Origin of the sequence: Lentzea jiangxiensis, from assembly GCF_900104175.1 — a bacterium.
Taxonomy (GTDB): Bacteria; Actinomycetota; Actinomycetes; order Mycobacteriales; family Pseudonocardiaceae; genus Lentzea; species Lentzea jiangxiensis.
Genome location: NZ_FNIX01000001.1, coordinates 447,099 through 464,152, shown reverse-complemented (window position 1 = coordinate 464,152; position 17,054 = coordinate 447,099). Strand labels below are relative to the sequence as shown.

The window sequence follows — 17,054 nt, the reverse complement described above, 5'->3', positions numbered from 1 at the left end:
GGAACGATCGCCGCGTGTCACGCCACGATGCTGATCTCGAACTCGCCCTCCGCCTCGCCGACGCCGCCGACGCGATCACCGCGACCCGCTTCCGCGCCCACGACCTCGCCGTCGAGCGCAAGCCGGACCGCACACCCGTCACCGATGCCGACGTCGCCGTCGAGGACGCGGTCCGGGCCGTGCTGGCCTCCGAACGCCCCGACGACGTCGTCATGGGCGAGGAGCGCGGCGGCACGCTGGACGCGGCGCGCGTCTGGGTGCTCGACCCGATCGACGGCACCAAGAACTTCCTGCGCGGTGTGCCGATCTGGGCGACGCTGATCGCCCTGGTCGTCGACGGCACGCCGGTCGTGGGCGTCGTGTCCGCGCCCGCGCTGGGCCGCCGCTGGTGGGCTGCCGCCGGCGCCGGCGCCTATGCGTCGGACGCCTCCGGTGAGCGCGCCATCTCCGTGTCGGGGGTGCGTTCTCTCGAAGACGCCTACGTGTCCACAACGGACATCAAGTCGTGGGTCGAACACCACTCCCGCGAGGCGTACCTGCGGCTGGTGGACGCGACGTGGGAGAGCCGCGCGTTCGGCGACTTCTACCAGCACTGCCTGGTCGCCGAGGGTGCCGTCGACCTCGCGCCCGAGTGCGTCGCGAACCCGTGGGACATCGCCCCGTTCCAGGTCCTGGTCCCGGAGGCAGGTGGCCGTTTCACCTCGCTCGACGGCGAGGAGCGCTACGACGGCGGCAGCGTGCTGACGTCGAACGGCCACCTGCACGAGGAAGCGCTCAAGCTGTTGGCACGGTGAGACTTCCGCGCGCGACCTGAGCCCAGGCCAGCCGTCCGAAGAGGTAGTGGCACGCCACGCTCTCGTCGTCGAACCGGGCCCAGTCGTAGCGGTTGCCCTGCTCCTGCCAGAACACCTCGTGGCCCTTGCCGTCGTCGTCGGTGAGCAGGCACCAGCGCTGGTCCGCCTCCTCACCGATGCTGACGACGTCGTCCGGCACGCCGATCCTGGTCAGCCACTCGGGCAGCGACTCGACGTTCATGCGGTGATCTCCGTGAGGTAGCCGAGCGCGACGAGGTCCGCGACGGGGTGGGTGGTGCGGTAGCGGCTCGCGCCGCCGGGCTGCCCGAACCAGGGCGCGCTGATCGTGCGGTGGACCGGCAGGTCTTTCTCGACCCGGTACCGCCGGTAGCCCTCGTCCGCCGCCTGCGGGGGCAGCGAGCGCTCCCGGAACGGCGTGCCGGCCGTGCTCAGGACGCGGCCTTCCGGGGTGCCGAACCGGTCGATCTCGGCGCCCGCCTCCAGCACCTCGGGCAGGCTGTCCTCGTAGCCGCCCTCTCGTTCGACGGGCCAGCGCGGGGTGCCGTCCTCGTTCAGGAACAGGCTGTCCCAGTCGCGTTCGTGCATGCCCGCGAGCGGGTCGTGGTCCTTCAGCAGTTCCTGCACGACCGGGTGGTCCCGGCGCAGCCCCTCGGACGGCGCCGACGGCTGTGACGCGGACGTGCCGACCATGTCCGCCCGCGGGTGGTCGCCGGGCGCGAACCTCGGCACGACCCGCTGCTGCTCCTGCTCCTGCGGCGGGGGCGGGAGCTGGCGGGCGGGCTTCGGCGCGCGGCGCGGTGCCTGCCCGGCGCTGAGGAAGATCGCCATGAACCAGCTGCCGGCGGCCGCGGCGGTGTAGGTGTGGCGGAGGACGTCGCCCGCCAGACCGGTGTCGGCCAGCGCCTGGTTCTGCTGGCCTTCGAGCCGGTCGGTGAGGGCGTTCGGCCGCGCACCGCCGAGGTCGACGCCCGAGAGCGGGGCCGTCGTGGCGGTCTCGCCGGGCACACCGGCCCCCGCCCCGCCCGCCGGACCGAGGTCGACACCCGCGAGCGGAACCGCGGGCGTGGCGATGGTGTCACCGAGCTTCCGCGTTCCGTACGCCGAGCCGTCGGTGCCGAAGTCGCCCGCTTCCGGGTCCCGGTGCAGCGCGTCCTTCCACGGGTCCTTGTGGGCGTCCTTGGCGAGGCCTTCCTTGCCGGGCACCTGGCCCTGCTGGGCCTGGCCGCCCTGTCCCTGGGCCGGCGCCTGCACCTGGCTCGCGGTCTGACCCGGCAGCGCGCCCGCCTGACCACCCGGCGCCGGCGCGGCACCGGGCAGGCCCGTCCTGGCCGCCGGGGACGCCGGAGCGCCCGGCTTCGCCTCGCCCGCCTTGGCTTCACCGGCCTTGACCTCGCCGGCCTTCGCCTCCGCGGCCTTGGCGGCCTGCTGCGCCTGCTGGCCCTGGGCGGCCTGACCGGGCTGCGCACCGGCCTGCTGACCGACGGCCGCACCGACCTGGGAGGCCACCGCCGGAGCGGCACCACCCGCGGCACCGCCGACGGGCGCACCCATCGGACCCGCGGCCGGAGCACCGGCCACCGGCCCGGCTGCCGGAGCAGCGGGAGCGGCAGGAGCCGCGGGCGCGGACGCCTGCGCCGCCGCAGCCGCCTGGCCGGGCACGTCACCGCGGACCAGCGGCTGCTCGAGCACGGCGGCCGACGCCCGGGTCGTGCCCTCGGCGATCGGGCCGAGAGTGCCCTGAACGCTCGGGATCGCGTCGGCCGCGTGGTGCGCGACAGGCGCGACGACGTGACCGACGGCGTGACCTGTGTCGGCCACGAGCCCCGGAAGACCCCTGCCCTCGCCGCGTCCCTGTCCCTCGCCGCGGCCGTGTCCGTCACCGGGACCGTCACCGCGCGGCCCGTCGCCCCGCGGCCCGTCACCGTCGCCACGACCGTCGAGCACCGGGCCGACGGCCTGGTGGGCACCGGGCACCGCGTCGACCACGGGCTGCACCACAGCGGCGGCGGGTGCCGTCACCGGGGCAGCGGCGTCCAGCACGGGCGCGACAGCGTCGGTCACAGCACCGGCGACCGGTGCGACGGGCGCCGTCACGGCACCGACGACAGGGGCGACCGGAGCCGTCACCGCACCCACGACGGGCGCGACGGCCTCGGTGACCGGGGCGACCACGGCGGCAACGGGCTCGACGACGGGAGCGACGACGCTCGCCACCGGAGCCACGACGCCACCGACGACGTCCGTGATCGGCGACAGCAGTCCACCGCCCCCTCCGCCACCGGGACCGTGGGCACCGGGCGAGGTGTTGACGGGCGGGGAACCCTGGCTCATGTCCAGGCCGCTGTCGAGGCGGATGGCCGACGACAGCAGGTTGGTGAGGTTCGCGACGTTGGCCGCCGCGCCCCTGGTCAACGTGTCGAGGCCGAGCAGCGCGTTGGGGTTGCCGGCGCTGGCCGACGCCGTCGCCGCGTCGTTGTTCTTGGCGAGCGCCACGAGCTCGCGGACGATCTCCACCTTGGCCGCACCGACCTGCCGGGCGGCGTGGTCGAGCCGGTCGGCGGCCGCGTGGCACCCGCGTGCCGCGCGCTGGAAGTCGCCGTCCGGAGCCACGACCTTGGCCCACCGGCCGCGCGCGGCGTCACCCGTGCCGCCCGTCAGCCCGTCGAGTGCGCGCGTGGCGACGCCGTCGGACGAGGTGCCCAGATTCTTGATCTTGTCGCCCGCCTCGCGCCACGCGGTGGCGCTGGACCGCATGGCGTCCTCGTCGGCCTTGGGCCACGAAACGCCCGCCTTGGCGGCGATGCCGGCGAGTTCGGCGGGAAGCTCGATGCCCATGTCAGCCGTCCAACCTTCTCATCGCGGAGGCGTTGCTCTGCTCGACGTGCCGGTACGTCTCGGCCGTCGCGGCGAGCTTCTCGCCCACGTCCCCCAACGTCGTCGCGAGCCCGGCCAACGCCCCGGCGGCATCCCCGGAGGGCTTCTCGTGCGAGGCGGCGAAGCTCTGCCCCACGGCGTCGTCCCCCCAGCAGGCCCCGAACGCGGCCAGCGCCCTGTCGAGCGACCCCGCGATCTCGTTGGCCTGCCCGGCGAAGCCCTTGAGGTCGCGCGCCCCGGCGTCCAGCCGCCCGAGGTCGGCCCCGTACCCGGTCATCGGACCCTCCTGTCGATGAGCTCGGAGTCGAGCCAGCTCTCCCGTTGCTCGTTGTCCTCGTCGTCGACGACACGACCACGAACGGGCTGCTGACCCCGATCCACGGTTTCGTATTCCGAGGGCCGCAGGTCGGCGGTGCCGGCGACCAGCGCGGCAGGATCGGTGGCGGCGGGCAACACCGTGCTCAACGCCTTGTAGGTGTCCTCAGCCGCACTCGCGGCAGCAGCCGCCGCGGTCCGCACGATCAACTCGGCCAGCTGCTCCGGCCGGTGCCGCCGATAAGCCAGCTCGGAGAGCTCCAGCGAGGCGAGCTTGCCCCCGCCGTCCACGGTCGCGGTGACGGTCCCGTCAGGACTGGACGCCTGCCCGGACACGGCAGCGAGCTCGCGCTGGACGGCGACCAGCTGCTCGCGGCTGCGCCGGTAGTCGGCGAGCAGTTCCTCGACCTGCGCACGGTGGTCGTCCACCGAGTCCCCCTCACACGCATAGCCCTGGGCTCGGGCTCTAGGACGCCCCCGCCCAGGAATCGGTTCCCAGCGAATTCAGTTGCGTACGATCAACGCGTGATCGCCTACGAGGATCTGCCCGCAGGCCGCATCATCCCGCTCGGCGAGGTGATCGTCGACCGGGAGGACATGCTGGACTTCGCGAGGAGGTTCGACCCGCAGCCCTTCCACCTGGACGAGGAAGCGGGCAGGAACTCGATTTTCGGCGGTTTGTCCGCCTCCGGCTGGTACACGGCCTCCCTGTGGATGCGCCGCTGGGTGGACGAGGTCCTCTCCGACAGCACCTCCCAGGGCTCGCCGGGCGGCCGCGAACTCTCGTGGCCGGCCCCCGTGCACCCCGGCGACCGCCTGACCTTCGCGGCGACGGTGCTCAGCGCCCGCCTGTCGAAGAAGCGCCCAGGGCTGGGCCTGGTGGAGTTCGAGGGAACGGCGAAGCGCGGCGACGAGCTGGTCTACCGCTTCGTGGCGACGGGCATGTTCACGTCCCGGGGCGCTCAGGGCGCCTGACGGGCACGAGGACGTACCCCGCTACGCACCAGGCAGCCGCCCAACGCAACAGGGGAACGCATGCTGACGCAGGCGTCCCCCGACCTCAGGACCCCTCGCAACACAACCTATCCAGCACCCCGGACAAGATCATCAGGACGAGCTCGCGGCACGAGCAGCCGTCACCCGGCCAACGCCCGAACCACCCGAGAAGGACTGGGCCGCCCCAGCTTCTCCGCCATCCACACCGAGGTCTCCACCAACCGGTCCAGGTCGACCCCGGTCTCGACCCCCAGCCCGTCGAGCATCCACACCAGGTCCTCGGTGGCGAGGTTCCCGGTGGCGGACTCCGCGTAGGGGCACCCGCCGAGCCCGCCGGCGGAGGAGTCCACAGTGGTCACCCCGCACCGCAACGCGGCCAGGGTGTTGGACAACGCCTGCCCGTAGGTGTCGTGGAAGTGCACGGCCAACGACGACACGTCCGAGAACCCCGCCAGCAAAGCCTCGACCTGCCCCGGCGTGGCCACCCCGATGGTGTCTCCGAGGGACAGCTGCGAGCAGCCCATCTCCAGCAGCCGCTCCCCCACCTCCACGACCTGGGAGCGGGCGACGGGACCCTCCCAGGGGTCCCCGAAGCACATCGACACGTACCCGCGAACCTCCAGCCCGGCGGCCAGCGCACGGGAGACGGTCGGCTCGAACATCTCGAACTGCGAGTCGAGCGTCCGGTTCAGGTTCCGGGAAGCGAAGGTCTCCGTGGCCGACGCGAAGATCGCGATGTGCGAGACCCCGGCCTCCAGCGCCCGGTCCAGCCCGCGCTCGTTGGGCACCAGCACGGGGTACACGACGCCGGGCGCGGGTTCCAGCCCGGCCAGCAGCTCGGCGGCGTCGGCCAGCTGCGGCACCCACTTGGGGTGCACGAACGACGTGGCCTCCAGGACGGACAGGCCCGAGGCGGCCAACCGCGCCAGGAACTCGAGCTTCACCGAGACCGGCACGACGACCGACTCGTTCTGCAGGCCGTCGCGGGCGCCGACCTCCCAGATCGTCACCCGCGAGGGCAGCGACCCGGACCCCACGACGTCGGGCAGGCCGACCTCACGCGCGCCCATCGACGACTCCCGGGTGGTAGTCGTCGCCGGGGTTGTCGTTGACCTCTCGGTACAACATCGTGTGCACCTTCTCCACGGACGGGATGTCGTCGAACTCGAGCGGCTCGTCCGAGGCCGACTCGATGACCAGCGTGCCGCAGCCGAGCAGCCTGTCCACGAAAGAGTGCTCGAAGCGGACGCTGTTCACACGAGCCAAAGGGATGTCGAGGCCTGTGCGCTTGAACACTCCCTCGCGGTACATCACGCGGTCCGACGTGAGGGTGAAGTGCGTCGTCCGCCATCGCACGAGCGGTGCGACCGTCAGCCAGAGGACCAGCACGGCGCCGACCACGGCCAGCGCGACCAGCGCGATGGAGGCCCACGACTGGTCCGCGACGAGTCCTGCGAGGTAGGTGCCGAGAGCGACCACCACCAGCAGCCAGAACACCGGGAAGATCAGCACCTTCCAGTGGGGGTGCCGGTGGATCACGACGTGCTCGCCGGAACTCAGCAGGTCGTCGGGGTAGGCCATGGGCCAACCCTAATCACGCCCGGCGCAAATGCACCACGTCACCAGCGGACACGCCGTGGTCCACCCCATCGGTGCCGCGCACGGTCAGCGTGCCGTCGGGTTCGATGCGCTGAGCAACGCCTTCCAGCTCCACGCCACCCGAAAGCTCGACGCGCACGCGCTGCCCGATGGTCGCCGAGTGCTCCTGGTACTCCTCCAGCACGCCGGACTCCTCGGCGTCGCCGCCGTTCTTGCGCCACACGCCTTCGAGGCCGGCCAGCTCGACCAGCAGCCGGAACGCCAGCTCCTCGCGGTCGAGATCGGCGGCGCCCGCGTCCTCCAGCGACGTCGGGGCGAGGCCGCCGGGGGCGGGCTGGACGTCGGAGGGCAGCTCGGCCACGTTCAGGCCGATGCCGACGACGACCGAGCCGTCGGCGGTGATCTCGGAGAGGATCCCGGCGCCCTTGCCCGCGTCCGGGCCGAGCAGCAGGTCGTTCGGCCACTTCAGCGAGGCCTCGACGCCGACGGACTGGGCCACGCGCACGAGGGCCAGGCCGGCGATCAGGTTCAGCCACGGCAGCCGCGACGGCGGCACGTCGGCGGAACGGAACAGCACGCTGACGTAGAGGCCACCGCGCGGAGACGACCAGGTGCGGCCGCGACGGCCCTGGCCGGCGGTCTGCTCCAGCGCGATCAGCACGGTGCGGTCGGCGGCACCGGGTGCTGCGGCGAGGTCGGCGTTCGTGGACGGAGTGCTCTCCACGACGTCGAGGGCGGCGTACGGGCCGTTGGGTGCGACGAGCCTCGCGCGCAGCGCTTCGGTGTCGAGTGCGGTGTCCATCGCGCCAGGCTATTGGAACGGAAGAGGGTACGTGCGATGGAACACGGCGAACAGGTTGCCGTGACCTGGACAACTGCACGGGGCAGTTCAGCAATGGTCTCGTTAGGCTGCGAGCCCATGAGCAGTGCGACCGAGCCGATTGGGCACGCCCCCACCGAGGCCTCAGGCGCCCCGGACGTCCACACCACCGCGGGCAAGCTCGTTGACCTCTACCGGCGCAACGACGAGGCGGTTCACGCCGGCTCGGAACGCGCGGTCGAGAAGCAGCACGCGAAGGGCAAGAAGACAGCCCGCGAGCGCATCGACCTCCTGCTCGACCCCGGCTCCTTCGTCGAGCTGGACGAGCTGGCGCGCCACCGCTCCACGAACTTCGGCCAGGAGCGCAACCGGCCGTACGGCGACGGCGTGGTGACCGGCTACGGCACCGTCGACGGCCGTCCGGTGTGCGTGTTCTCCCAGGACGTCACGGTGTTCGGCGGCTCGCTCGGCGAGGTCTACGGCGAGAAGATCGTCAAGGTCATGGACCTCGCGATCAAGACCGGTCGCCCGATCATCGGCATCAACGAGGGCGGCGGCGCGCGCATCCAGGAGGGTGTGGTCTCGCTCGGCCTCTACGGCGAGATCTTCTCCCGCAACGTGAAGGCCTCCGGCGTGATCCCGCAGATCTCGCTGATCATGGGCTCGAACGCGGGCGGGCACGTCTACTCCCCCGCGCTGACCGACTTCGTGGTGATGGTCGACCAGACCTCGCACATGTTCATCACCGGCCCGGACGTCATCAAGACCGTCACCGGCGAGGACGTGACGTTCGAGGAGCTCGGCGGCGGCCGCACGCACAACACGAAGTCGGGCAACGCGCACTACCTCGGCAGCGACGAGGAGGACGCGATCGCGTACGTCAAGGAGCTGCTGAGCTACCTGCCGTCGAACAACCTCTCCGACCCGCCCACGTTCGAGGGCACGCTGGGGCAGGGGTCGGTCCCGGACTCCACCACCGACTCCGACCGCGAGCTCGACACGCTCATCCCGGACTCCGCGAACCAGCCGTACGACATGCACGAGGTCATCAACCGCGTGCTCGACGACGGCGACTTCCTGGAGGTCCAGCCGCTGTTCGCGCCGAACATCCTCGTCGGCTTCGGCCGCGTGGACGGCCACAGCGTCGGCGTGGTCGCGAACCAGCCCACCCAGTTCGCCGGCTGCCTAGACATCGACGCCTCGGAGAAGGCCGCGCGGTTCGTGCGCACCTGCGACGCGTTCAACATCCCGGTGCTCACGTTCGTCGACGTGCCCGGCTTCCTGCCCGGCACCGACCAGGAGTGGAACGGCATCATCCGCCGCGGCGCCAAGCTGATCTACGCCTACGCCGAGGCCACCGTCCCGCTCGTCACCGTCATCACGCGCAAGGCGTACGGCGGCGCGTACGACGTCATGGGCTCCAAGCACCTCGGCGCCGACATCAACCTCGCGTGGCCCACGGCGCAGATCGCCGTCATGGGCGCCAGCGGCGCCGCGAACATCGTGCACCGCAAGACGCTGGCCACCGCCGCTCAGAACGGTGAGGACGTCGACGCCCTGCGCGCGCAGCTGCAGCAGGAGTACGAGGACACGCTGTGCAACCCGTACGTGGCCGCCGAGCGCGGGTACGTCGACTCGGTGATCCCGCCGTCCTACACCCGCGGTTACGTGGCGCGGGCGCTGTCGATGCTGCGCGACAAGCGCGAGACCCTGCCGCCCAAGAAGCATGGGAACATCCCGCTGTGACCGCGTCCGAGGAGAACGAGCCCCAGCAACAGCCGCTGCTCCGGGTCGTCAAGGGCGACCCGGACGACCACCAGCTGGCCGCGCTGGCCGCGGTCGTCGCGGGGCTGGCCTCGGCCGCTCCCGCCGAGGACGAGCCGGAGCGGCGTCCGGAGTGGGCGAACCACGCCCGCCGGGTGCGCCGGCCGTTGCAGCACGGTCCGGGCGCGTGGCGCGCGTCCGGCTTCCCGGGCTAGGAACACTCCACCCGGCGGCTCGAGACGGTGAGACCGACGGCGACCTCGCGGCAGCGGGTCTCGCCGTCGACCTCGAGCTTCAGCGTCCAGAACGCGCTGCCGTAGGCGGTGGTCCGCCTCAGCACCTGCACGCCTGCCTGGTTGACCGGCAGGTTTCCGCGCACAGCGGGCACGACGGACGTGAGGAGCGCGTTCTCCGCGCGATCGGCGGTGTCGGCGAACGGCCAAACGGGAACTCCGTAGCCGATCGGGTCGCTCGCGAGCACGCCTCCAACGCCCCACGATCCAATGAGCCCGCCGAGGACGACGAGCAGTGCCGCGATCCGTCTGCGCTTGCCTTCGCGATCGGAACCGCGTTCGGTGAGAACAAGCACCCAGCGCTTCACTCCGCTGAGAGTGCCGACTGAAGAGGTGATCGCACATCAGCAGTACTACTCAATCGGACCGTGCGAACTGGCGGACCGTGTACGCGCTGTGCATCGGCTTCTTCATGACGCTGCTGGACACGACCATCGTGAACGTGGCGTTGCAGTCGATGATCACGGACTTGGGCGCCTCCCTGAACGACGTGATCTGGGTGGTCAGCGCCTACCTGCTCGCGTTCGCGGTGCCGTTGCTGCTGACCGGGCGGCTGGGCGACCGGTACGGGCCCAAGCGGCTCTACGGCGTCGGGCTCGTGCTCTTCATCCTCGCGTCGCTGGCGTGCGGCCTCTCGACCAGCGTGGAGGCGCTGATCGCGTCCCGCGTCCTGCAGGGCCTGGGTGCGGCGGCCATGACCCCGCAGACGATGGCGTTCATCACGCACCTGTTCCCGCCGGACAAGCGCGGTGCGGCCCTGGGCACGTGGGGGTCGGTCGCCGGGTTCGCGACGGTCTCCGGGCCGCTGCTCGGCGGCGTGCTGGTCACGCACCTCGGCTGGGAGTGGATCTTCTTCGTGAACCTGCCGATCGGCGTGCTCGCGGTGGTGCTGCTGGTGCTGTGGGTCCCCGACCTGAAGCCGCGCCGCGCGCCGAAGTTCGACGTGCTCGGGGTCGTGCTGTGCTGCCTGGGCCTCGGGCTGCTGGTGTTCGGCGTCCAGAACGGCGAGCACTACGGGTGGGGCCGGGTCGCCGGGCCGCTCACGATCGCCGAGATCATCGCGGCGGGCGTGCTGTTCCTCGCCGCGTTCGTGCTGTGGCAGGCGTCCGCGCGCAACCCCGAGCCGCTGATGCCGTTGCGGATCTTCCGCAACCGCAACTTCTCGCTCGGCAACGTCGCGAACATCGCCATCGGCATCAGCGTGACCGGCGTCTTCGTCCCGCTGGCGCTGTTCCTGCAGACCGTGCCGAAGCTGTCACCGCTGATGACGGGCCTGGTCACGGCACCGGCGTCGCTGATGTCCGGCGTGGTGGCGCACTTCGCGGGACGGCTGTCGAACCGGGCGGACGCCAAGTACCTGCCGATCACCGGCTTCGCGCTGATGGCGCTCGGCACCGGCGCGATGACGTTCCTGCTCGGCGACGGTCCCCAGTGGGTCCTGCTGCCGTCGATGGTGGCGCTGGGCATCGGCATGGGCCTCGTGTTCTCGCCGCTCACGAACATCTCGACGCGGACGCTCGACCGGTCGCTGCTGGGCGCCGGGGCCGGCGTCTACAACACCTCGCGGCAGTTCGGGAACGTGCTGGGCAGCGCCACGACGGCCGCCGTGCTGCAGATCGTGCTGGCGGCCACGGGCGACTTCACCGCGGCCGTGCGGGCGTCGTTCTACCTGCTGCTCGCGGTGATGGCGGTCGGGATCGCGGCCGCGTTCGCCTTTCGCCGGGTCGCCGCTCCGGGCGGCGTGACAGACTCCGCGCGTGCGTCTGATCCTGGCCTCCCAGTCACCCGCCCGTCTTAGCGTCCTGCGGTCCGCGGGCGTCGAGCCCGTCGTCCGGGTCTCCGGCGTCGACGAGGACGCGCTCGTGGCGGCGCTCGACGACCCCACGCCCGAGGAGACCGTCGTCGCGCTGTCCGCGGCGAAGGCCGAGGCGGTCGAGCACGACGACGAGTGCGTCGTCGTCGGCTGCGACTCGATGCTGCTCTTCGAGGGCGAGCTCGTCGGCAAGCCCGGCACGGCCGAGGTCGCGCGCGAGCGGTGGCGCCGGGTGGCGGGCAAGAGCGGTGTGCTGATCACCGGCCACACCGTGCTGCGCGTCTCCGGCGGGGTGGTCGTGGACCGCGCGTCGGCCGCCGAGTCGACGACGGTGCGGTTCGGCACGCCGACGGACGAGGAACTGGAGGCCTACATCGCGACCGGGGAGCCGCTGCACGTCGCCGGCGGCTTCACGATCGACGGCCTCGGCGGCTGGTTCATCGACGGCGTCGAGGGCGACCACACGTCCGTCATCGGCATCAGCCTGCCCCTCACCCGGAGGCTGCTCGGCCGGCTGGGTGTTCCCGCGTCCACACTCTGGTAGACGCTGGTCACAGTTCACCCGATCAGGGAAGACTCAGCCCCGACGCCGGCGTTGGGAACTAGCGGTGAACATGTACTTGACGCGTCGCAGGCACATCGACCTGGCACGCAGGACGAGCACGGGTTGTCGGAGCCAACGCCTCCGCCACCCCGCTCAGCTCATCCCTGCCCAGGAGATGTCCCCGTGTCGTTCGTCCAGACATACCGCAAACCCAAGGTCTTCGGACTCGCAGTCCTCGGCGCGCTCGTGCTCGGAGCGCTGGCCGGCTGGCTCGGCAAGGGCACGTGGCTCGCGCCCGTCCTCGCCAAGATCGGCTCCACGTTCACCGCGCTGCTGCAGCTGACGGTCATCCCGCTCGTCTTCACCGCGATCGTCGTCGGCATCGCGTCGCTGCGGAACCTCGGCGGCGGCCGCACCGCCGCACGCCTCGGCGGCAAGACGTTCCTGTGGTTCGCCATCACGTCGTTCATCGCGGTGCTGATCGGCATCGCGGTCGCCTCGATCGTCAAGCCCGGCGCGGGCCTGCAGATCGAGCCCGCCGCCGGCGCCGTCGACAAGCTCGCCAAGCGCGCGTCCGGCTCGTGGCAGGCGCTGCTCGACAACCTGGTGCCCACCAACATCTTCAGCGCGTTCACCGAGGGCGACGTGCTGCAGGTCGTGTTCATCGCCGTGCTGGTCGGCTTCGCCGCCTACGCGCTGGGTGACAAGGCCGCGCCGTTCACCAACCTCGTGCGCTCGTTCTTCGACATCGTCCAGAAGGTCGTCGGCTGGATCATCCTGCTGGCCCCGATCGGTATCTTCGGCCTCATCGGCAACGCCGTGGCGTCCTACGGCAACTCGTTCGTCAAGCCGCTGTTCTCGCTGATCCTGGCCGTGTACCTCGGCTCGGCGCTCGTGCTGTTCGTCGTCTACCCGGTGCTGCTGAAGTTCGTCGGCAAGACCTCGCCGGTCGAGTTCTTCCGCAAGGCCGGCACCGCGCTGCAGTTCGCGTTCGTGTCGCGCTCCTCGGGCGCCACGCTCCCGCTGTCCCGCAAGGCGGCCGCCGACCTCGGCGTCCCGGACGAGTACGCGAACTTCGCCGTGCCGCTGGCCACGACGACCAAGATGGACGGCTGCGCCGCGGTCTACCCGGCCGTCGCGACGATCTTCATCGCGAACCTGTTCGGCATCCAGCTCTCGGTGTGGCAGTACGTCGCCATCGTCGGTGTCGCCGTCTTCGGCGCGCTGGCCACGGCCGGCACGACCGGCTGGTACACGATGCTCACGCTGACCCTGAGCGTCGTCGGCCTGCCGCCGCAGGTGATCGCGACCGGTGTGGCCGTGGTCTACGCGATCGACCCGATCCTCGACATGATGCGCACCGCGACCAACGTGGCCGGCCAGATCACCGTGCCGGTGGTCGTCGCCCGCGGCGAGGGCCTGATCGAGGAGCCCGCCGCTCCGGCGGAGAAGGACCTCGTCAACGCCTGACGCCCGCTCCAGGAGTTCGAGGGGACGAAGAGCCGCCGCTCTTCGTCCCCTCTTCCGTTCTCGGCTGCGGCTCGGGGTGGCACGCCGCTAGGAATCGGCGCAGGGCCGCAACTGCGACAGCTCCGGCACCGGCGTGGGCCAGCCGGGGAGCTGTTCACGGGCGGGCGCCGGCGTCGTGCAGCCCACGTTCGGACCGAGCGCCGAGAACACCTGCACGAACGAGTCCTTGCACAGGCCGTCGCAGGCGAGCTGGGCGGCGACGATGTCCGCGGTGCCGTCCTCGTCGACGTCGTGCAGCCCGAGGTAACCGGCACTGGACAGGTAGGCCGCTTGCGCGCGTGACCACGTGCCGTCCTTGCGGAGCAGCACCTCGCCGAGCACCTTTCCGCCGTTCTCGCCGCGCACGAGGCACACGCTGACCGCCGCTTCCGCGCACTGCAGCGACTTGTCGGTCACCACCGCGCCGGACTCGGCGATGGTCATCTCGAAGATGAACGGCCCCGAGTCGCCGGTCACCCTGATGCGGCCGCCGCCGGTGCCGGAGAGCAGCTCGACGAGGTCCCCGCCGACCGACTTGCCGATGACGACCTGGCAGACGGTGGTACCGCAGCGCATTCCGGGATCGGTTCCGTACTGACCTGAATCGGTGTTGTCGGGGCGCTGGAAATAGGCGAACACCAGCCCCGCGACGACGACCACGGCCGCGGCGACGGCGACCACCTGCACGGACCTGGTTCCACCCACGTCGCAAATTGTGCTCGATGCACCCACGATGGATGTGAAGTGAGCCGTCTCTCCCTCTCGGGGTTCACCGATTTCCGTAGACTGCGGCACCAGCCCGAGCCGTAATTACCGGTCCAGCAGGAGGTACGACGCCGTGTCGCTGCGCAAGGTCCTCATCGCCAACCGCGGTGAGATCGCCGTCCGGGTCATCCGCGCCTGCCGTGACGCCGGTCTGACGAGCGTCGCCGTCTACGCCGAGCCCGACCGCGACGCGCCGTTCGTCCGGCTCGCCGACGAGGCGTTCGCGCTCGGCGGCACCACCCCCGGCGAGAGCTACCTCTCGTTCGAGAAGGTGCTGAACGCCGCCGCGCAGTCCGGTGCCGACTCGGTGCACCCCGGTTACGGCTTCCTGTCCGAGAACGCCGACTTCGCGCAGGCCGTGATCGACGCCGGTCTGGTGTGGATCGGCCCGACGCCGCAGGCGATCCGCGACCTCGGCGACAAGGTGACGGCGCGGCACATCGCGATGCGCGCGGGCGCGCCGCTGGTGCCCGGCACCAAGGACCCGGTCAACGGCCCGGACGAGATCATCGCCTTCGCGCGGGAGCACGGGCTGCCCGTCGCGATCAAGGCGGCGTTCGGCGGCGGCGGCCGCGGCCTGAAGGTCGCCCGCACCCTCGAGGAGATCCCGGAGCTGTTCGACTCCGCGGTCCGCGAGGCCGTCACGGCGTTCGGCCGCGGCGAGTGCTTCGTCGAGCGCTACCTGGACAAGCCGCGCCACGTCGAGGCGCAGGTCCTCGCCGACACCCACGGCAACGTGATCGTCGTCGGCACCCGCGACTGCTCGCTGCAGCGCCGCCACCAGAAGCTGGTCGAGGAGGCGCCCGCGCCGTTCCTCACCGACGAGCAGCGCGCCACGATCCACAGCTCCGCCAAGGCGATCTGCCTGGAGGCGGGCTACCACGGCGCCGGCACCGTGGAGTACCTCGTCGGCCTCGACGGGTCGATCTCGTTCCTGGAGGTCAACACCCGTCTCCAGGTCGAACACCCGGTGTCGGAGGAGACGACGGGTCTCGACCTCGTGCGCGAGCAGTTCCGCATCGCCGCGGGCGAGGAGCTGCGGCACACCGAGGACCCGACCCCGCGCGCGCACTCCATCGAGTTCCGGATCAACGGCGAGGACGCCGGTCGCGGCTTCCTGCCCGCGCCGGGCACGGTGACGACGTTCATCGCGCCGTCCGGTCCCGGTGTCCGCGTGGACGCCGGTGTCGAGAGCGGCTCGGTGATCGGCGGGCAGTTCGACTCGTTGCTGGCCAAGCTGATCGTCACGGGCGAGACCCGCGAGGAGGCCCTGGCGAGGTCGCGGCGGGCGCTCGACGAGATGGTCGTCGAGGGCATGGCGACGGTGCTGCCGTTCCACCGCGTGATCGTGCGGGACGCGGCGTTCACCGCCGAGAAGCCCGAGGGCTTCACCGTCCACACGCGCTGGATCGAGACCGAGTTCGACAACCGCATCGAGCCGTTCACCGGCGGCGGTGCCGACGCCACCGACGAGACGCCGCGCCAGACCGTGGTCGTCGAGGTCGGCGGGCGCCGCCTGGAGGTGTCGCTGCCGGGCGACCTCGCCGTGGGTGCGCGGCCCGCCGCGGCCGGTGGTGCCGCGAAGAAGCCGAAGACCAAGCGCGCCGGTGGTGGCGGCGCCGCCGTGTCCGGTGACGCGGTGGCCGCGCCGATGCAGGGCACGATCGTGAAGGTGGCGGTCGAGGACGGGCAGACCGTCGAGGCGGGCGACCTGATCGTGGTGCTGGAGGCCATGAAGATGGAGAACCCGGTGACGGCGCACAAGGCCGGCACCGTGACGGGGCTCGCGGCCACGCCCGGCGACCCGATCACCCAGGGCACCGTGATCTGCGAGCTGAAGGACTGACCGGCCGGGTCGCTCACCTACGATTGGGTGTGTGAGCGACCCGTCCAGGGACATCCGCGTAGGTGACACCGAGCGCCAGCAGGCGTTGCAGGTGCTCGGCGAGCACATGAGCGCCGGTCGCATCGACGTCGAGGAGTACGGCGAACGGTCCGCGAGGATCACCACCGCGAAGACCCGCGGCGAGCTGATGGCGCTGTTCCACGACCTCCCCGACCCGCGGCCGCAGTTCGTCGCGCCGGTGCCGATGTTCGCCGAGCCGGCCAAGGCGCCCGCGCGCCGCTGGGAAGGCGCGGTCGTGCCCGTCGTGGGCGTGGCCGTCGCGATCGCGTTCTTCGTGCTCGTGAGGAACCCGCTGATCTTCCTGCTCATCCCCGCCTTCGCCATCCTGTGGGGCGCGTGGAACGGACGCCGGCGCTGAAACCGTTGCTGCTGCTGGACCTCGACGGCGTCCTGCGCTCCTGGTTGCCGACGCCACCGCACATCGCCGAGGTCGAGGGCTGGGCCGGCACCGGCGAGGTGATCCCCGAGGCGCTGGCGCTGGTGCGGCTGGCCCGGCGGCGGTGCTTCGTCGCGTTGCTGTCCGACGCCACCACGCGGCTGGAAGACGACCTGGCCCTGCTGGGCCTCGACACCGAGTTCGACGCGGTCTTCCACTCGGCGCGGCTCGGTCTCGCGAAGCCCGACCCCGCGCTCTACCGGCGGGTGCTGGACGAGCTCGGGTGCTCGACCGGTGTCTTCTGCGACGACACCGAGGAGAACGCGGTCGCCGCGACGGCGGCGGGGCTCGACGGCGTGCACGTGCCGGACACGGCGGCGTTGCGGAAGGCGCTGGCGGTGCGCGGGCTCGTCCCCGCGACCGTGCTGCTGGTCCTGCCGGACCGCGACGAGGCCGAGGAGCTCGCGGCCGAGCTGCTGGAGGCCGGCTGGGGCCCGTGCGCGGTGCACCGCGACATGCTGGCGGGCGAGGACGACGCCGAGGACGTGGACTGGGTCGTCGAGCTGACGACCGCGCCGGACGGCCTGCCCGCGTCGGCGCACCGCGCGGAGCTCGACGAGTTGGCGGAACGGCACGACGGCTTCACCGGCGACCACTAGCCTCGG

Annotated in this window: 19 protein-coding genes; 10 read left to right on the top strand and 9 right to left on the bottom strand. The window is 71.7% G+C overall.

Going from position 1 to position 17,054, the window contains the following annotated elements:
* The first annotated feature begins 14 nt into the window (after window positions 1-14).
* Window positions 15-794, top strand: a complete 780-nt coding sequence (gene hisN, locus BLQ91_RS02480; protein WP_245733020.1) for a histidinol-phosphatase — start codon at window positions 15-17, stop codon at window positions 792-794.
* On the opposite strand, the gene BLQ91_RS02475 is transcribed toward hisN, so the two are convergent.
* Genes BLQ91_RS02475 through BLQ91_RS02460 form a run of 4 tightly spaced genes read right to left on the bottom strand, consistent with a single transcriptional unit; the run spans window position 775 to window position 4,433 of the window.
* The gene (locus tag BLQ91_RS02475) at window positions 775-1,035 is read right to left on the bottom strand and encodes a hypothetical protein (protein ID WP_090094900.1); all 261 of its coding nucleotides are present in this window, start codon (window positions 1,033-1,035) and stop codon (window positions 775-777) included. The two genes, hisN and BLQ91_RS02475, sit on opposite strands and share 20 nt — an antisense overlap.
* Window positions 1,032-3,650: a TNT domain-containing protein gene (locus tag BLQ91_RS02470; protein WP_090094899.1), complete on the bottom strand. Its 2,619-nt coding sequence runs from the start codon at window positions 3,648-3,650 to the stop codon at window positions 1,032-1,034. The genes BLQ91_RS02475 and BLQ91_RS02470 overlap by 4 nt, the downstream gene beginning before the upstream one ends.
* Window position 3,651: 1 nt before the next feature.
* On the bottom strand, window positions 3,652-3,966 hold the full coding sequence (locus BLQ91_RS02465; protein WP_090094898.1) for a WXG100 family type VII secretion target: 315 nt from the start codon (window positions 3,964-3,966) through the stop codon (window positions 3,652-3,654).
* A complete protein-coding gene (locus BLQ91_RS02460) occupies window positions 3,963-4,433 on the bottom strand; it encodes a YbaB/EbfC family nucleoid-associated protein (protein WP_245733014.1) in 471 nt (156 codons plus the stop codon). Before BLQ91_RS02460 ends, BLQ91_RS02465 begins: the two co-directional genes overlap by 4 nt.
* Window positions 4,434-4,529: 96 nt before the next feature.
* On the opposite strand from BLQ91_RS02460, the gene BLQ91_RS02455 reads away from it, so the two are divergent.
* Window positions 4,530-4,979 (top strand): MaoC family dehydratase, encoded by a 450-nt coding sequence (locus tag BLQ91_RS02455; RefSeq protein WP_245733012.1) that lies wholly within the window; start codon window positions 4,530-4,532, stop codon window positions 4,977-4,979.
* Window positions 4,980-5,140: 161 nt separating this feature from the next.
* Here BLQ91_RS02455 and BLQ91_RS02450 read toward each other — a convergent pair whose 3' ends face one another.
* From BLQ91_RS02450 to BLQ91_RS02440, 3 genes are read right to left on the bottom strand one after another with little or no spacing between them, the layout of a single operon-like run.
* A complete protein-coding gene (locus BLQ91_RS02450) occupies window positions 5,141-6,070 on the bottom strand; it encodes a hydroxymethylglutaryl-CoA lyase (protein WP_090094896.1) in 930 nt (309 codons plus the stop codon).
* Complete coding sequence (locus BLQ91_RS02445) at window positions 6,057-6,581, bottom strand: PH domain-containing protein (protein ID WP_090094895.1); 525 nt, start codon at window positions 6,579-6,581, stop codon at window positions 6,057-6,059. The genes BLQ91_RS02450 and BLQ91_RS02445 overlap by 14 nt, the downstream gene beginning before the upstream one ends.
* 13 nt (window positions 6,582-6,594) lie before the next feature.
* Window positions 6,595-7,401: a biotin--[acetyl-CoA-carboxylase] ligase gene (locus BLQ91_RS02440; protein WP_090094894.1), complete on the bottom strand. Its 807-nt coding sequence runs from the start codon at window positions 7,399-7,401 to the stop codon at window positions 6,595-6,597.
* A gap of 117 nt (window positions 7,402-7,518) precedes the next feature.
* Here BLQ91_RS02440 and BLQ91_RS02435 point away from each other — a divergent pair, with 117 nt between their 5' ends.
* Window positions 7,519-9,165: an acyl-CoA carboxylase subunit beta gene (locus BLQ91_RS02435; RefSeq protein WP_090094893.1), complete on the top strand. Its 1,647-nt coding sequence runs from the start codon at window positions 7,519-7,521 to the stop codon at window positions 9,163-9,165.
* Entirely contained in the window at window positions 9,162-9,398 is a 237-nt protein-coding gene (locus tag BLQ91_RS02430; RefSeq protein WP_090094892.1) for an acyl-CoA carboxylase subunit epsilon, read from the top strand. Before BLQ91_RS02435 ends, BLQ91_RS02430 begins: the two co-directional genes overlap by 4 nt.
* On the opposite strand, the gene BLQ91_RS02425 is transcribed toward BLQ91_RS02430, so the two are convergent.
* A complete protein-coding gene (locus tag BLQ91_RS02425; protein WP_090094891.1) occupies window positions 9,395-9,784 on the bottom strand; it encodes a hypothetical protein in 390 nt (129 codons plus the stop codon). The two genes, BLQ91_RS02430 and BLQ91_RS02425, sit on opposite strands and share 4 nt — an antisense overlap.
* A gap of 77 nt (window positions 9,785-9,861) precedes the next feature.
* Between BLQ91_RS02425 and BLQ91_RS02420 the strand changes: the two genes are divergently transcribed.
* From BLQ91_RS02420 to BLQ91_RS02410, 3 genes are all read left to right on the top strand, one after another.
* The gene (locus BLQ91_RS02420) at window positions 9,862-11,274 is read left to right on the top strand and encodes an MFS transporter (RefSeq protein WP_245733010.1); all 1,413 of its coding nucleotides are present in this window, start codon (window positions 9,862-9,864) and stop codon (window positions 11,272-11,274) included.
* Entirely contained in the window at window positions 11,234-11,833 is a 600-nt protein-coding gene (locus tag BLQ91_RS02415; RefSeq protein ID WP_090094890.1) for a Maf family protein, read from the top strand. The genes BLQ91_RS02420 and BLQ91_RS02415 overlap by 41 nt, the downstream gene beginning before the upstream one ends.
* Before the next feature lie 183 nt (window positions 11,834-12,016).
* Entirely contained in the window at window positions 12,017-13,303 is a 1,287-nt protein-coding gene (locus BLQ91_RS02410; RefSeq protein ID WP_090094889.1) for a dicarboxylate/amino acid:cation symporter, read from the top strand.
* Window positions 13,304-13,390: 87 nt separating this feature from the next.
* On the opposite strand, the gene BLQ91_RS02405 is transcribed toward BLQ91_RS02410, so the two are convergent.
* A complete protein-coding gene (locus BLQ91_RS02405) occupies window positions 13,391-14,047 on the bottom strand; it encodes a hypothetical protein (RefSeq protein ID WP_090094888.1) in 657 nt (218 codons plus the stop codon).
* A gap of 133 nt (window positions 14,048-14,180) precedes the next feature.
* Between BLQ91_RS02405 and BLQ91_RS02400 the strand changes: the two genes are divergently transcribed.
* The 3 genes from BLQ91_RS02400 to BLQ91_RS40035 are packed head-to-tail and all read left to right on the top strand — an operon-like array spanning window position 14,181 to window position 17,048.
* On the top strand, window positions 14,181-15,953 hold the full coding sequence (locus tag BLQ91_RS02400) for an acetyl/propionyl/methylcrotonyl-CoA carboxylase subunit alpha (protein WP_090094887.1): 1,773 nt from the start codon (window positions 14,181-14,183) through the stop codon (window positions 15,951-15,953).
* 31 nt (window positions 15,954-15,984) lie between these two features.
* Window positions 15,985-16,371, top strand: a complete 387-nt coding sequence (locus BLQ91_RS02395) for a DUF1707 SHOCT-like domain-containing protein (protein WP_090094886.1) — start codon at window positions 15,985-15,987, stop codon at window positions 16,369-16,371.
* Window positions 16,350-17,048, top strand: coding sequence for an HAD-IA family hydrolase (locus BLQ91_RS40035; RefSeq protein WP_143022492.1), 699 nt, complete (start codon window positions 16,350-16,352; stop codon window positions 17,046-17,048). Before BLQ91_RS02395 ends, BLQ91_RS40035 begins: the two co-directional genes overlap by 22 nt.
* Window positions 17,049-17,054: the final 6 nt, after the last annotated feature.

Coding starts and splice junctions, on each gene's coding strand:
- BLQ91_RS02475 (WP_090094900.1), bottom strand. CDS start 1,035: ATGAACGTCGAGTCGCTGCCCGAGTGGCTGACCAGGATCGGCGTGCCG.
- BLQ91_RS02470 (WP_090094899.1), bottom strand. CDS start 3,650: ATGGGCATCGAGCTTCCCGCCGAACTCGCCGGCATCGCCGCCAAGGCG.
- BLQ91_RS02465 (WP_090094898.1), bottom strand. CDS start 3,966: ATGACCGGGTACGGGGCCGACCTCGGGCGGCTGGACGCCGGGGCGCGC.
- BLQ91_RS02450 (WP_090094896.1), bottom strand. CDS start 6,070: ATGGGCGCGCGTGAGGTCGGCCTGCCCGACGTCGTGGGGTCCGGGTCG.
- BLQ91_RS02445 (WP_090094895.1), bottom strand. CDS start 6,581: ATGGCCTACCCCGACGACCTGCTGAGTTCCGGCGAGCACGTCGTGATC.
- BLQ91_RS02440 (WP_090094894.1), bottom strand. CDS start 7,401: ATGGACACCGCACTCGACACCGAAGCGCTGCGCGCGAGGCTCGTCGCA.
- BLQ91_RS02435 (WP_090094893.1), top strand. CDS start 7,519: ATGAGCAGTGCGACCGAGCCGATTGGGCACGCCCCCACCGAGGCCTCA.